Below are 13,036 nucleotides of genomic sequence, written 5' to 3'. Positions count from 1 at the left end.
GCCCGTGTCTCCTCTCTTCCACTGTTCCACGGAAGGACCGGTGCGGCGCCCGAATGGGATGCTCGGTCCCCGAAGATCCCGGCGATCACAGCTGGATCCACCAAACCGCTAACGCAGAGTCGGCACCCAGCAGCGGGTCCGGCGTGCGGTGTCGTGATCGGGCCTGCCACAGGCCACCACGATCGAAGGAGTAAGGCCGGCGTACGCCGCGGACCGTTCGGCCGACATCCGCATCCTGCAGCCGCCGCTCGTCGCGCCCCACCGCCGTCGTCTGCTCCCGTACATGGCCCGCGGCACCACCACGCTGCACGTCCTCAGCTGCGCCCCGTCACCCCGTTGTGGAGGGCGTGCACCAGGACCTTACGTTTGCGCGCGTCGTCTCCACGGCTGCCTCGGCCGTGAGGCGATCCTTCCACAGTTCCAGGCCGCCGCGGCAGGGTAAGTGGCCGGGGGTCAGGACGGTCGGCGGACCGGCGGTGACGCCGCCGTCCAGGACGAACTCCACCGCCCGTCGATGGCTCATCGCGGTGCGCACCGCGCCGGGGTGGACCGAGCAGACACGGATCCGGTCCGGGGCCAATTCCCAGTGCCGCGGCCTTGGTCAGGCCGCGCACTTCACGGGGCCGTAGGCGCCTTCGGTCTTCTCGGTCTTCGCCATATCGACCGCGCCCTCGCGGTGCTCGATCAACATGGTCAGGAACATGGTGTCGAAGCCTGTGCCGGAGGCGTTCTGCAACTCGCCCATCCGCTGGTCGTCCATCATGCCTGGCATGCCGGAGCCGTCGTGGTCCATGCCGTCCATGCCGGTGGGGACACCTCCTCGTCCCAGGATTTCAGCCAGGTGGACATGGTGGTGATCTCGGGGTCCTGCGCCTTCTTGCATCAAAGGGAGTGCCAGGGCAATCGACCCCTCAGTCCGCAGTGGCCGACGCCTACGCGACCTTCCACGCCCGGCCCGTTCTTGACTTCGTGCCGGTCCTCGTCGAGGTCAGCCGCCTCGGACAGGCTCGGGTTGGTCAGCCGACGAGCCTCCTGCCATTCGCGTCGACCCGTGGGACCTCGCCAGACCCGCAGCCAAGTGCCGTGCCAGGGCGGTCGAGGAGCCGTCATGCCCGTCGGTCGGGAAGTTCGATCTCCGCCCAGATGGTCTTCCCCTCGGCACGATGGCGCGTACCCCAGCGCTGGGCGAACTGGGCGACGAGCAGCAGGCCGCGGCCGCCCTCGTCGAAGGTGCGGGCCCGTCGCAGGTGCGGGGCGGTGCTGCTGCTGTCGGACACTTCGCAGATGAGCGCGGCCTCGCGGATCAGACGCAGCTGGATGGGCGGCTGCCCGTAGCGGATCGCGTTCGTGATGAGTTCGCTCACCACCAGTTCGGCGGTGAACGCCACATCGTCCAGGTGCCACGCGGCCAGCCGGGCCAGTACCTCCGCACGGGCGCCGGCCACCGCGGCGGGGTCGGACGGCAGGTCCCAAGTTGCGACGCGGCTCGTGTCGAGGGCCCGGGTGCGAGCGACGAGCAGGGCGACGTCGTCCTGGGGCTGTGCGGGCAGCAGAGTCCGGATCAGGTCGTCGCAGGTGGCCTCCAGCGACCGGGCGGACTGCTCGAAGCACCGGCGCAGCAGCGCGAGGCCGCTGTCCAGATCATGCTCCTCGCCCTGGACGAGGCCGTCCGTGTACAGCGCGAGGAGGCTGCCCGGAGGCAGTTCCCACTCGGCGGTCTCGAAGGGCAGACCACCCACGCCCAACGGAGGGCCGGGAGGAACGTCGGCGAAGTCCACCTTGCCGGCCGACGTGACGACGGCGGGCGGCGGGTGGCCCGCGGTGGCGGCCGTACAACGGCGCGAGACCGGATCGTAGATCACGTACAGGCACGTGGCGACGAGACCGGTGGGGAGGTCGACGTCGGGATCGTGGCCCGCAGCGTCCTCCTCCTCGGCCGCCACCTGGGTGACCAGGTCGTCGAGCTGGGTGAGGAGTTCGTCGGCCGGAACGTCGACATCAGCCAGGGTGCGCACCGCGGTCCGCAGGCGTCCCATGGTGGCCGATGCCCGCAGCCCGTGGCCCACCACGTCGCCCACGACCAGCGCGACCCTGGCGCCCGACAGAGGGATCACATCGAACCAGTCGCCGCCCAGTCCCGCCCGTGTACGGGCCGGAAGATAGCGATGAGCCACCTCGACCGCTTCCTGGGCGGCGAGCCGGCGGGGGAGGAGGCTGCGCTGCAGGGCCAGCGCGGTCTCGCGTTCGAGGGTGTAACGGCGGGCGTTGTCCACGGCCACGGCGGCCCGCGCACCGATCTCCTCCGCCAGGAGCACGTCGTCGTGGGTGAAGGTCTCCTCGCGCCGGTGCCGGGCGAGGACCGCGACGCCGAGGGTGATGCCGCGGGCGCGCAGCGGAATGACCATGACCGAGTGGATTCCGAACGCCCGGACCACTTCCGCCCGTTGGGGATCGGCCTGCTGCCAGTCCTCGTAGTTTTCGTCCACGGTGCGGTGTACCGAGGGCCTGCCGGTCGCCAGGCAGCGGACGGGGGGTGTGTAGTCGGGGTACTCGTCCACGTCTCCCGGCCGGGCCAATGCCTCCGGTACGCCGGACAGGACGGACTGTTGCGCCGCCCGGCGCAGGGCCACCGTGCCTGTCGCGGAAGGCGTCGGCTCGACTCCGCGGAACAGGGAGTCCAATAGGTCGATGGTGACGAAGTCGGCAAGCCGGCCCACCGCCACGTCGGCCATCTCCTGAGCCGTACGCATCACATCCAGGGTGCTGCCCACCTGTGCGCTGACGTCGTTCAGCAGCGCGAGCCGCTCCCGGGCCAGGTGCTGCTCGGTGACGTCGAGGGCGGACAGCTCCAGGTGCCGCACCTGCCCTGCCGGACTCCTGAGCGGGGACACGGTGATGGACCAGACACCCTCGCGGGCTTCCGGCCGGGCTCTGCCACGCACATGGAACTGCTCGGCCTCGCCTGTCATCAACACCCGGCGCATGCCGTCCTCGACCGCATGGCAGATGTGGGGCGGCAGGATGTCGGTGACGCGACGACCGCGCATCTGCCCCTCGCTCAGGCCGAGCTCCCGTTCGGCGCCGGTGCTCGCCCGTACGGCTCGCAGCTCGGAGTCGTACACCATCACAGGCAGATGGCACTGCGCGAACGCCTCCTCCGCAGTCGCCGGGTCGGGTCGTGGCCGCTCCGGCGGCGTCGCCACGACGAGCTGTTGAGTACGACCCTCGCCGTCGAACCACGGATACGCCCGCAGCTGCACCTCCACGTGCCGACCGTCCCGATGCCGGACCGGGGTCGTCGTGCTCCGCCCACTGAGAGCCACGCGAAGTCCCCTCACCATGTCGGCGTCCACACCGAGCAGACGGATCACGGAGCGCCCGATGGCCGCCTGACGCGGGTAGCCGAGCAGGCGCTCGGCCTCCGCACTCCAGCCCGTCACGATCCCCTGGGCGTCGATGACGGCCGTGGCGGATTCAGCCGGATTCGGCACAGTGCCGGAGTCGTCGTCGAGCGGGGTGGCATCGCGCATGTCGGTCATCGCCCGTTCTGCCTCTGGGGACACCTCTCCGTGTGGCCCCCCGAACCACTTCTGTCGGCCCCTTACACCACTTCTACCGTTCTTCGCTCGTGATCGCGCGCCAAGGAAGGAAGGACGCAGATGATGGCCGGTGAACGTGGCCCCGGCCGCGTTCGGCTGGATGAGAGCCCCTTTTGAGCAAGCGGAAAGGCAGGACTCATGACCGAGACGACGGACCACATCACACAACTGACGGATTGGGCGAAGCACGCACAAGAGCAGGTAGAGAGTGCCATCGCTAAGAACCGGGAACAGTTGTCGGCCGCGGTCGAACAGGCTCGGCAGGAGGCGGAGCGGCGGGCGGAGCAGCTCCGCCGCGAGGCAGCCGAACAGAAGGCCGCTGCCGCTGAGTCGCTGGAAGAGGCACGGAACAAGTGGCAGGAGCATGTGGCGACCGTCAAGAGCCGCTTCCAGGAGCACAAGGCCGAGCTTGACGTAAAGCGCGCCGAGCACAACGCGGACGATGCGAAACACTATGCGTTGTTCGCGATCGACTACGCTGCCGCGGCGATCCAGGAGGCGGAATCCGCATCGCTGGAGGCGTTGCTGGCCCGTGCGGAGGCCGAAGCCCTGGCCAGCAGGTAGAAGCAAGATCGGCGCAGCGGCTGCGGGGCGGAGTTGTCGCGCTGCTGGCCGTGGCGAGGCTGGCGGTCTTGATGCTCGGCCTGGGGGCCCTGGGCGGGGTCGAGGACGTGGCGGGAGGCTGGAACGGGCCGTCGCTGGGGTTCGCCGCCTTCGCGAGCATTCTCGTCGTCTTCGGCTCGGTATGGTTGCTTGGGGTGGTGCAGCGGCGCCTTGACCGGCCGCTGCGATGGATCGGTCCGGTCGTCAGCCGCAGTGCCTATGGAGCTTTCATCGTCCAGGAGCTGGTCTTGATCGGGCTCGCCGTCGCCCTGCGTCCCGTCCCCGTGCCGGCCGAGGTGAAGGCCCTTGTCCTCGTCGGCGGCGGCATCGCGGGCTCGTTCGCGCTCGCCTGGGTCTTCATCGCACGCGTTCCCGGCGTGGCCCGTGTCCTCTGACAGCGCCGCAACCGGAACTGCGCGCTCGGGGTCGCCGCTCAGCAGACAGTGGCATCCGACGCGGCGCAACGCGGCAGAGCTGTCAGGTCACTGCAGCCGTCAGCGGAGTCGGTGCCGCCGGGCACCCGCACGCACTACTCGAAGATAGCTGCCCCAGGGATCGTGGCGGGCGGGGGTGAGTTTCCGCCGAGCTCCTCGGCGTGTGCGCGCATGTTGGCCATGCCGCGGCGACGCGTGATGGCGGGGCGGTGCGGCGTCCGTTGCCTCATGTCGTCCATCCCACAATCACGCACGCCAGGCCGTCGCAGCGATGCCCTGTGACCATGGCCGTTTCCTGCCTCGGATTACGGCGAGGGCAGAACGGGTTGGCGTCCTCCGTGGGTTCACGCCGTCGCACTGACGCGCCTGCGCAGGTTGTGGAACTGGCGGGCCTGCATGATCAGGTGGGCGGGTTCCCAGAACAGCACGTCCAAGGGTCGGGTGAGGGGCCGCGGGCGGCTGCGGCCCCGCGCGCGGACCACCAGCCGGGTCCTCCCGCCGGGCGCCGGCCGAAGGTGGAAGCCCCAGATCGAGTCGGCGTACGCACGCGGCGGTGACTCGTCCAGCCTGTCGAAGGGGCGTCCGGATGGCAGTGTCGTCTGCGAGCGCAGGACGAGTGTCCGCTCCGGGTCCAGGACCGCGACGGTGAACCAGACCTCCCCGCTCGGCAAGGAGTCCAGGTGCTGTCCCTGATCGAGGCGCTGCCAGTCCGGGACGATGCTTTCCGCGCTCGGGTGTCCGCCGTTGTCCAGGCGGTCCCAGCTGTACCAGCCGCCGCGGTTGCAGCCCATCTGCTGCAGCCAGGGCCAGACCTCTTCGGGCGGCGCCGGCAGGGTCGTGGCCATGGTCGACGATCCGTCGGGGTTGGTGATGAGCTCGTCGCCTGGGTAGCTGTGGCGGGCTTCTTCATCCGTCGCGCCCCAGGTCAGCATCCGCGGTCTCAGGAAGATGCCGTACGGAATCAGCGCTGCGGCCGCCAAGCCCAAGGTACGTCGCCCAGCCGTGGGCCGGTGCTCGCTCATGTTTTCAGCGTCTCAGCTCCGTCCTGCTCGTACCACAGGAACGCGGAAGCGTCACCGAGCACGCCGGCAGACTGCCCCGACACCTGTCAGGTCCCGTCCGGCGAGGTGCTGCGTGCACCAGTCTCGGGCCTGGCCTCTTCCTCCGCCGCTGTCTTGATCGCCCGCAGCGCCGCGCGCATGACGATGCCAACACCGGGCGAGACGAGTGTCCAGTAACGGGCGAAGCGTCTGGTGGCGGCCTGGTCGGTGCAGGCCGTGCGCGCCTCGTAGGTCAGCAGGGACCGCCCGGTGCCGTAGGAGTGGACCACAATTGCCGCGGCGATTTTCGCCCAGCCGGGCTCCGCGAACTCTGGGAAGTCGCCGGGCTCGACCCGACGCCATTGGATGGACGGCTGCCACACCTTGCCGATAGCGCCGAAGACCAACTCCCGCCCAGGATCCTCGCCAAGTCCGACCCACGGTTGCTGTTGCTTGTCCTCCCGCTGCTCCTGGTCGTGCCGGTCCTTCTCGACCGTGTCGAGGAGATCGGCCAACCGCATCGACGCCGGCCGCGGAGCGGGGTTGCCACGCAGCCGGTCGGGCAGGACGCGTGCCCGGGCGATCAGGTCGAACAGTGGAGAGTGGATCGTGAGGAGATCGAGGTCGCGCGCTGCCCGGTACGTCGGCGACGGCCCGACAGCGACGGTCGTGCACTCCAGACGTGTGAAGCGGAAGTCCGACAGTGCGCTGTCTAGCAGCAGTGGTCGGGTACCGGTGTGCCTGTCCATCAGAACCTCCTCCGGCCGGCACCTCCAGTGTGGTCGGCGTGCGTGCCCCCGGCGCGGCGGTGAGTCGGATGGGCCGGTGGCTGCGCAGACGCAGGAAGGCCGTCTTGGTCTCGTACGACGGGTCTCGCACAAGGGGAGAGGTCTGCCCGCTCCACCGCCTCCGACACCACACGTTCGACCATGATCTGGACTCCGCCCCCCCCGGCGGGCCAAGCGGCGACGGGCCCAAGGGCGGATGCATCGCGGGCCACGTGATCGCATGGATCACCCGCAACCCCGCCCCGCGCAACCATGCCTCCCGCGCAGCCGACTCCACCGCGGCAAGACCCGACGCTGAGCCGTCCACGCCCACGCCCACGCCCGCGCCCGCGCCCACCAGACCACCCACGACGCCTCGCGTGTCCGCACGCGTTGTCTCTCACTCCAGGTTCACTCCGGGGACACCCCGCTGCCATGGGATCCAGTGCCACCACGGGGCCATGTGACGCCGCTGCCGCTGGCGTCGCAAGCAAGGGGAGTGCCGGAATTGCGGCCTCGTGCGGCCGCCGCCACGATGAGGGCATGGCTCCCGTTGGTCCCGTGGACCGTTTCGACGCGTTCCGGGCCTTGGACGCTCGGCGTGGGCGGCCGGGAGGCCGGCTGATCAAGTCGCTGGCCGAGGTCAGGGCCGGTACGGCGGACAGCCCCGAGGTCTGGGCTCCGTCGGCGGCCGTCGGCGTCGGTCTGCCCGCTGCAGCCGCCCTGGGACCAGCCAGTTACTACGCGGACCTTGCCGCTCCGCACGGCCGCCGTCATGTCCGGATCTGTGTGGCGACGGCGTGCTTCGCCGCGCAGTCCGGACGGCATCTCGGCGATGTGGAACGCGAGCTGGGTGTCGACGCGGACGCGGTCTCACCGGACGGGGAGACATCACTGCAGGCCGTCCGCTGTCTGGGGTACTGCTACGCGGGTCCCGCCGCGCTCGACGGACCCACACCCTGCACGGGCCCGACGCTGGCCGGCCAGGTCGCGGGACGTGAGCCCGCGCGGGCGCCGGAGATCCCGGCGGCCGACGACACGGGCGACCCCGTGCTCCTGGGCGGAGTGGTGGCCGGGGAGCCCACGTGGCAGGTGTGGCCGCGGATGGTGACGGCCGGTTCCGCGGACGCGGTCCAGCTGGAGGTCGCCGCATCGGGGCTGCGGGGCCGTGGCGGAGCGGGGTTCCGGGTGGCCGCGAAGTGGGAGGCGGCCGGCGGGGCACCCGGCACCGTGGTGGTGGCCAACGGAGACGAGGGCGACCCTGGTTCCTACGCCGATCGGCTACTCATGGAGGCGGAGCCGGAGCGGGTGCTGGAGGGCCTGGCCCTGGCCTGCTTCGCGTGCGGGGCAGAACGCGGCGTGATCCTGGTGCGCTCGGAGTATCCGCGCGCGCTGGCGCGGATGCGGGAGGCAGCCGAGCGGGCATACGCCGACGGGCACTTCGGGCCGTCCGTTCATGGCACGGACATCACCCTGGACGTGGAGGTGGCGGAGGGCGCCGGGTCGTATGTCGCGGGTGAGGAGACCGCATTGATCGCGAGCCTGGAGGGGGACAGGGGTTGTGCCCGGCCGCGTCCGCCCTACCCGACCCAGCGCGGGCTGTGGGGCGCGCCGACGGTGGTGAACAACGTCGAGACCCTCGCCTCCGTCCCGTGGATCGTCTCCCGTGGCGGGGAGGCGTACGCCCGGCGCGGGGTTCCAGGTGAGACCGGGACGAAGCTGGCCTGCCTGTCCGAGCGGTTCGCCCGGCCAGGGGCATACGAGGTTGAGCTGGGCACCCCACTGGTACGGATCGTCAACGAGCTGGGCGGCGGCCTGAAGGCGGGTGCCGAGTTGAGCGCGGTGCAGGTCGGCGGACCGCTGGGGGGCTTCCTCTCCGCGGACGGTCTGGATGTCCCGCTGACCACCACCGCCCTCGCGGCCCGGGGCGCCGCACTCGGCCACGCCGGACTGGTCGCCTTCGACCAGCATGTGTCCCCGGAGGAACTGCTGCGGCACATCTGGCAGTTCGCCGCTGCCGAGAGCTGTGGTGCCTGCTCGCCCTGCCGCGTGGGCTCGCGCCGCGGCCTGGAGCTGGCGTCCGCCGGGCGCCCGCCCGGACGGGAATGGGAACGGCTCGGGCGTGTTCTGGCCGAGGCGAGCCTGTGCGCCTTCGGACGGCACATTCCGCCTGCGGTGCACAGTCTCGCCCGCGCCTACGGTGACCGCCTGCGGGGATGGGAGCCGTGATCGAGGTCGAGGTCGACGGGGCGGACGTCTCCGTTCCCGAGGGGGCCTCCCTGCTCTCGGCAGTGAGGGCGGCCGACGCCGAGCTACCCGCCCTGTGCTCCGACGACCGGCTCAGCCCCGCCGGCTCCTGCCGTACCTGTCTCGTACGGGCCGAGGGCCAGATCGTGGCGGCCTGCGTGACCCCGGCCGTTTCAGGTGCGCGTGTCGAAACCGGCACCGACGAAGTCCGGCAGTTGCGCCGGGACGCGGTGGAGCTCATCGCATCAGCCTTGCCGCCCCACGCACTCAACGCGGACAACCCCAGCGAACTCGCCCGGGTTTGCCGGTCGTTGGGCATCAGCGCCGAGACGGCCCAGGGTGCGGGAGGGCGGGGTGGGGACCACACTCATCCCTACGTCCACCTGGACCGGGACCTGTGCATCGCCTGCGGCAGGTGCGTCCGCATGTGCTCCGAGGTGCAGGGCACCTTCGCCCTGACCCTCACCGGCCGGGGCGGCGACACTGTCGTAGCCCCCGGCACCGGCGGGCCCTGGGCCGAGTCGGACTGCGTGGCCTGCGGCGGCTGCGTCGACACCTGCCCCACCGGCGCGATCACCGAGCCCGGCCCGGGGCGCGGACTCACCTCCGCCCATCGGCCCGCCGCGACCCGCACGACGTGCGGATACTGCGGTGTCGGCTGCGCCCTGGACGTCATCACGTCCGACGCCGAGGTCGCGGCGGTCCTGCCGGCCCGGGATGGCCCGGTCAACCAGGGCCACGCCTGTGTCAAGGGCCGCTTCGCCCACGCCTATCTCACCTCCCCCGAGCGTCTCACCCGGCCCGTGTTGCGCCGCGACGGGCGCCTGGAACCCGTCGGCTGGGACGAAGCGCTCGGCCATGTGGCGCGGGGCCTGAGAGAGGCCGCTGACACCGGCGGGCCCGACGCCGTGGCGGCGATCTCCTCGGCCCGCGCCACCAACGAGGAGAACTACCTCGTCCAGAAGTTCATGCGAGTCGTCATCGGCACGAACAACGTCGACAACTGCTCCCGCCTTTGCCACTCCCCGTCCGCTGCCGGCCTGACCGCCTCCTTCGGGCTGTCCGGCGGCACCGACAGCTTTGACGACGTCGAGCGGTCCGACTGCCTGCTGGTGGTCGGGGCCAATCCGGTCGAAGCCCACCCGGTGGTCGGAGCACGCCTGCTCCAGCGGGTGCTGCGCGGGGCCAAGCTGGTCGTTGCCGACCCCCGCGCCGTGGGCCTCGCTCTGCAAGCCGACGTGCACCTACGGCCCCGCCCCGGCACCAACGTGGCGCTTTTCCACGGTCTCGCCCACGTTCTGCTCGCCGAGGGACTGATCGACGAAGGGTTCCTGCGCGAGCGGGCCACCGGGCTGCCGGAGTTCGTCGAGCTGCTGGACGACTACCCGCCCGACCGGGTCGCGGACATCACCGGGGTGCTCGCCGCGGACTTGGTCGCCGCGGCGCGGCTGTACGGCCGTGCCCGGCGGCCCGCGATCCTCTATGGTCTGGGCGTCACCGAGCACCTGCACGGCACGGACGGGGTACGGTCACTGGCCAACCTGGCGATCCTGCGGGGTGCCGTGGGCAGCGACCGCGGGTACGGCGTCAACCCCCTGCGCGGCCAGAACAACGTCCAGGGCGCCTCCGACATGGGGGCGCTGCCCGACCTCCTGCCCGGCTACGGAAAGGTGACCGACCCCGCAGTGCGGTCGCGGGCCGAGGCGGTGTGGGGTGTAAGGGTCCCCGAACGGCCCGGCATGCGGATCCCGGACATGTTCGCTGCGGCACGGGCCGGGGAGCTGCGGGCCCTGTGGGTCATCGGTGAGGACGTCTGCGCCACCGACCCCGACGCGAATCGGGTGGCCGAGGCCCTGGAGGCGTGTCCGCTCGTGGTGTGCAACGAACTGTTCCTGTCCGAGACCGCCCGCCACGCCGACGTCGTGCTGCCGGTCGCGTCCTGGCTTGAGAAGGACGGCACCTTCGTCAACTTCGACCGCCGGTTCCAGCGGGTCCGCCCGGCCGTGCCCCCGCCGGGTGAGGCGCGCAGCGACTTCGACGTCGTACGCGCCCTCGCCGCGCTCATGGGAGCTGACCTGGACTGCTCCGCTCCGGCCGACGCGCTGGCCGAGTGCGGTCGGGTCGCCCCCGTCTTCGCGGGTCTTTCCCACGAGCGGCTGAACCGGGAGGGCGCCGTGCCGTGGCCCTGCCCGGACGCCGGCCGACCGGGTCAGGCCAAGCTCTACGCGGAACGGTTCGCCACGCCGGACGGGCGGGCCCGCCTCGCCTCGGCGCCCTATCTCCCACCCGGGGAAAACCCCGACGACGACTATCCGCTGGTCCTGGTCACCGGGCGGCGCTGGGCGCACTACAACTCCGGCAGCATGACCCGCCGCAGCGGCAATCTCTCGCTCGACCCGGTCGACTTCCTCGACCTGCACCCCGACGACGCCGTCCGGTACGGCATCCGGGACGGGGCACAGATCGGAGTGGAGAGTCGGCACGGCCGGGCCCGGCTCATCGCGAGGGTCAGTGAACAGACAGCTCCCGGGCAGGCGTTCTGCTCGTTCCACTTCCCCGCGAGCGGAGTGAACCGCCTGACCTCCGACCACGCGGACACCGTCACATCCTGCCCCGAGTACAAGGTCACGGCGGTACGCGTGACGGTGGGGTGAACGCGTCCGCCGGTCAGTGGGCCGCGCAGACGACCTCGACGAAGTGGCCCACCTTGTCCTCGGGCAGGTGACGGGCGAGGTCCGCCTCGCTGATCATGCCGACGAGGCGATGGTCGTCGATGACGGGCAACCGCCTGATCCTGTGCTCTTCCATCGCCCGGAGGACCTGGTCGGCATCGGCTCCGGCATCGATCGTGACCGGCTTGCCCTGTTCGAGCTGGCCCGCGGGCACGGTCCGGGGGTCCTTGCCCTTGGCGAGGCACTTCACCACGATGTCGCGGTCGGTGATGATCCCATGGAGCCTGTCGTCCTCGCCGCAGATCGGGAGGGCGCCGACGTCCAGTTCATTCATCATTCGTGCCGCGTCCTGAAGCGTCTCGTTCTCCCGGATGCAGGTGGCACCGGTGTGCATGATCTCCCGGGCAGTGGTCATGGTCGTCTCCTTCGAGCATCGGTGTCCGCGCGGGGAGAGCCCAGGGAGACTGGCCCGTCCCGGCCGGTACTCCTCGAGTCCAGTGTGGGCCGTTCGCATCCCGTGTGCATGCCGGGGAAGGGGCGGGCACGTCACCCGAGTGGTGGCGGCTCCATGTCCATGGGCCGCCGAACGGCCCGCGCGTGGGTGCCGTTCCGGCCCAGCCGTACCTGCAACCGCATGACGAAATGGCCGAGGTCTGACAGTGCGGTGGCGAACGCCACCTGGTCACCGCCCCCAGTGACGCATCCCCGCCATCTCGGAGTGCACCTTCGCTCAGGGCTGCCCACGGCCGCGGCCATGGTCGGTGGCGTACGCGGCGAACACCTGCGCCGGTGGTCCTCCCGTATGGAGGAAACGCTGGTCGAGGATGGCGGCGAGGTCGGCCAGTGCACCGGCGAGCAGGTCACCGGCCAGTCGTACCTCCGGCCGCCGCGCTGCCTGTCCGCGCTCGGCAAGGGCGGCGGCGTAGCCGACCATGGCCGCCAGGGACGAGTGGTCCTCACCGTCATGGAAGTAGTACGCCTCGGCGTACTGGGTGAAGTCGAGGCGAACGCGTACGACTTCGGTGGCCAGGCTGTCCAGGAGCAGGGCCCCAGCAGTGGTGTCGAGTTGTCCGGAAGTAGGGTCCGCGTCGCGCAGCAGCGCCAGCCGGATGGCAAGGACCCTCCTGCGGGTCAGCGCCGGGTAGATCTCCAGCACCCAGGAGACCGTCGCCGTCAGGAGGGCGAAACCGACGAGGGCTTCCAGCGGTGAGACCAGGCGGAGCCAGCCTTCGCCGGGTGCGATGTCTCCCAGGCCCAGGGTGGCCACCGTGACGAGCGAGAGGTACAGGGAGTCGAGCAGCGCCAGCTCCTGTGCCGCCTTGGAACCGGGTGAGAAGGCGAACGCGTCCGGCATATGCGGCCAGTAGACGATGGCCCATCCGATGATGACGGTCCCGGCCCACATGCCCACCACCGTCACCATGGCGAGCGGTCCGACGAGCCCGACCACCCGCCTGGGCGCACGAAAGCGTCGGGCCAGCCGCCACAGTGCCGTCATCACGATGCGGCTCAGGCCGCCGTGGCGGGTGGGATGCCAGAGCGTGTGGAACAGGTCCCGCAAGCTGACCATGACGAGCCCGGCACCGACCAGCGAGACAAACCACTTCATGCACACCTCCCACAGCACTGTCACCCGGCGCGAAACCCCCGCTTTCGGAGCCCAGGCCCCAAACT

General features: G+C 70.9%; 10 protein-coding genes and 2 pseudogenes. 5 read left to right on the top strand and 7 right to left on the bottom strand.

Annotated features, from left to right (window positions below; all coding sequences use genetic code 11):
• Positions 1-601: 601 nt before the first annotated feature.
• Positions 602-802 (bottom strand): DUF305 domain-containing protein, encoded by a 201-nt coding sequence (locus ACZ7NC_RS22380; RefSeq protein WP_471490644.1) that lies wholly within the window; start codon positions 800-802, stop codon positions 602-604.
• A gap of 89 nt (positions 803-891) precedes the next feature.
• On the opposite strand from ACZ7NC_RS22380, the pseudogene ACZ7NC_RS22375 reads away from it, so the two are divergent.
• Positions 892-978, top strand: a pseudogene (locus ACZ7NC_RS22375) (hypothetical protein); the annotation flags it as partial.
• A gap of 128 nt (positions 979-1,106) precedes the next feature.
• On the opposite strand, the gene ACZ7NC_RS22370 reads toward ACZ7NC_RS22375, so the two are convergent.
• Positions 1,107-3,539: a SpoIIE family protein phosphatase gene (locus ACZ7NC_RS22370; RefSeq protein WP_471490643.1), complete on the bottom strand. Its 2,433-nt coding sequence runs from the start codon at positions 3,537-3,539 to the stop codon at positions 1,107-1,109.
• A 198-nt stretch (positions 3,540-3,737) separates the two neighbouring features.
• Between ACZ7NC_RS22370 and ACZ7NC_RS22365 the strand changes: the two genes are divergently transcribed.
• Both ACZ7NC_RS22365 and ACZ7NC_RS22360 read left to right on the top strand, forming a co-directional pair.
• The gene (locus tag ACZ7NC_RS22365; RefSeq protein WP_471490641.1) at positions 3,738-4,163 is read left to right on the top strand and encodes a hypothetical protein; all 426 of its coding nucleotides are present in this window, start codon (positions 3,738-3,740) and stop codon (positions 4,161-4,163) included.
• A gap of 50 nt (positions 4,164-4,213) precedes the next feature.
• The gene (locus ACZ7NC_RS22360) at positions 4,214-4,597 is read left to right on the top strand and encodes a hypothetical protein (protein WP_471490640.1); all 384 of its coding nucleotides are present in this window, start codon (positions 4,214-4,216) and stop codon (positions 4,595-4,597) included.
• A 383-nt stretch (positions 4,598-4,980) separates the two neighbouring features.
• Here the strand turns inward: ACZ7NC_RS22360 and ACZ7NC_RS22355 are convergent, their stop codons facing one another.
• The 3 genes and pseudogenes from ACZ7NC_RS22355 to ACZ7NC_RS22345 all read right to left on the bottom strand — a co-directional run.
• A complete protein-coding gene (locus ACZ7NC_RS22355; RefSeq protein WP_471490639.1) occupies positions 4,981-5,658 on the bottom strand; it encodes a hypothetical protein in 678 nt (225 codons plus the stop codon).
• Positions 5,659-5,744: 86 nt separating this feature from the next.
• Positions 5,745-6,425 carry a hypothetical protein gene (locus ACZ7NC_RS22350; protein WP_471490637.1) on the bottom strand — a complete coding sequence of 227 codons (681 nt, stop codon included), beginning with the start codon at positions 6,423-6,425 and terminating at the stop codon, positions 5,745-5,747.
• A gap of 143 nt (positions 6,426-6,568) precedes the next feature.
• Positions 6,569-6,783, bottom strand: a pseudogene (locus ACZ7NC_RS22345) (universal stress protein); the annotation flags it as partial.
• Positions 6,784-6,986: 203 nt separating this feature from the next.
• Here ACZ7NC_RS22345 and ACZ7NC_RS22340 point away from each other — a divergent pair.
• Both ACZ7NC_RS22340 and fdhF read left to right on the top strand, forming a co-directional pair.
• A complete protein-coding gene (locus ACZ7NC_RS22340) occupies positions 6,987-8,672 on the top strand; it encodes an NAD(P)H-dependent oxidoreductase subunit E (RefSeq protein ID WP_471490636.1) in 1,686 nt (561 codons plus the stop codon).
• Positions 8,669-11,344, top strand: coding sequence for a formate dehydrogenase subunit alpha (fdhF, locus tag ACZ7NC_RS22335; RefSeq protein ID WP_471490634.1), 2,676 nt, complete (start codon positions 8,669-8,671; stop codon positions 11,342-11,344). The genes ACZ7NC_RS22340 and fdhF overlap by 4 nt, the downstream gene beginning before the upstream one ends.
• Before the next feature lie 13 nt (positions 11,345-11,357).
• On the opposite strand, the gene ACZ7NC_RS22330 is transcribed toward fdhF, so the two are convergent.
• Both ACZ7NC_RS22330 and ACZ7NC_RS22325 read right to left on the bottom strand, forming a co-directional pair.
• Positions 11,358-11,777: a CBS domain-containing protein gene (locus ACZ7NC_RS22330; RefSeq protein ID WP_471490633.1), complete on the bottom strand. Its 420-nt coding sequence runs from the start codon at positions 11,775-11,777 to the stop codon at positions 11,358-11,360.
• Positions 11,778-12,092: 315 nt separating this feature from the next.
• Positions 12,093-12,971 (bottom strand): potassium channel family protein, encoded by an 879-nt coding sequence (locus tag ACZ7NC_RS22325; RefSeq protein WP_471490632.1) that lies wholly within the window; start codon positions 12,969-12,971, stop codon positions 12,093-12,095.
• Positions 12,972-13,036 lie beyond the last annotated feature (65 nt).

Source organism: Streptomyces sp. NPDC111802, from assembly GCF_055634335.1.
Note: the sequence above shows the minus strand (reverse complement) of the source record. Positions and strands in the feature narration are given on the sequence as shown.

Bases quoted from the DNA above. Each gene is read 5' to 3' on its own strand.
- ACZ7NC_RS22380 (WP_471490644.1), bottom strand. From the start codon at position 802: ATGGACGGCATGGACCACGACGGCTCCGGCATGCCAGGCATGATGGAC.
- ACZ7NC_RS22370 (WP_471490643.1), bottom strand. From the start codon at position 3,539: ATGACCGACATGCGCGATGCCACCCCGCTCGACGACGACTCCGGCACT.
- ACZ7NC_RS22365 (WP_471490641.1), top strand. From the start codon at position 3,738: ATGACCGAGACGACGGACCACATCACACAACTGACGGATTGGGCGAAG.
- ACZ7NC_RS22355 (WP_471490639.1), bottom strand. From the start codon at position 5,658: ATGAGCGAGCACCGGCCCACGGCTGGGCGACGTACCTTGGGCTTGGCG.
- ACZ7NC_RS22350 (WP_471490637.1), bottom strand. From the start codon at position 6,425: ATGGACAGGCACACCGGTACCCGACCACTGCTGCTAGACAGCGCACTG.
- ACZ7NC_RS22340 (WP_471490636.1), top strand. From the start codon at position 6,987: ATGGCTCCCGTTGGTCCCGTGGACCGTTTCGACGCGTTCCGGGCCTTG.
- ACZ7NC_RS22330 (WP_471490633.1), bottom strand. From the start codon at position 11,777: ATGACCACTGCCCGGGAGATCATGCACACCGGTGCCACCTGCATCCGG.
- ACZ7NC_RS22325 (WP_471490632.1), bottom strand. From the start codon at position 12,971: ATGAAGTGGTTTGTCTCGCTGGTCGGTGCCGGGCTCGTCATGGTCAGC.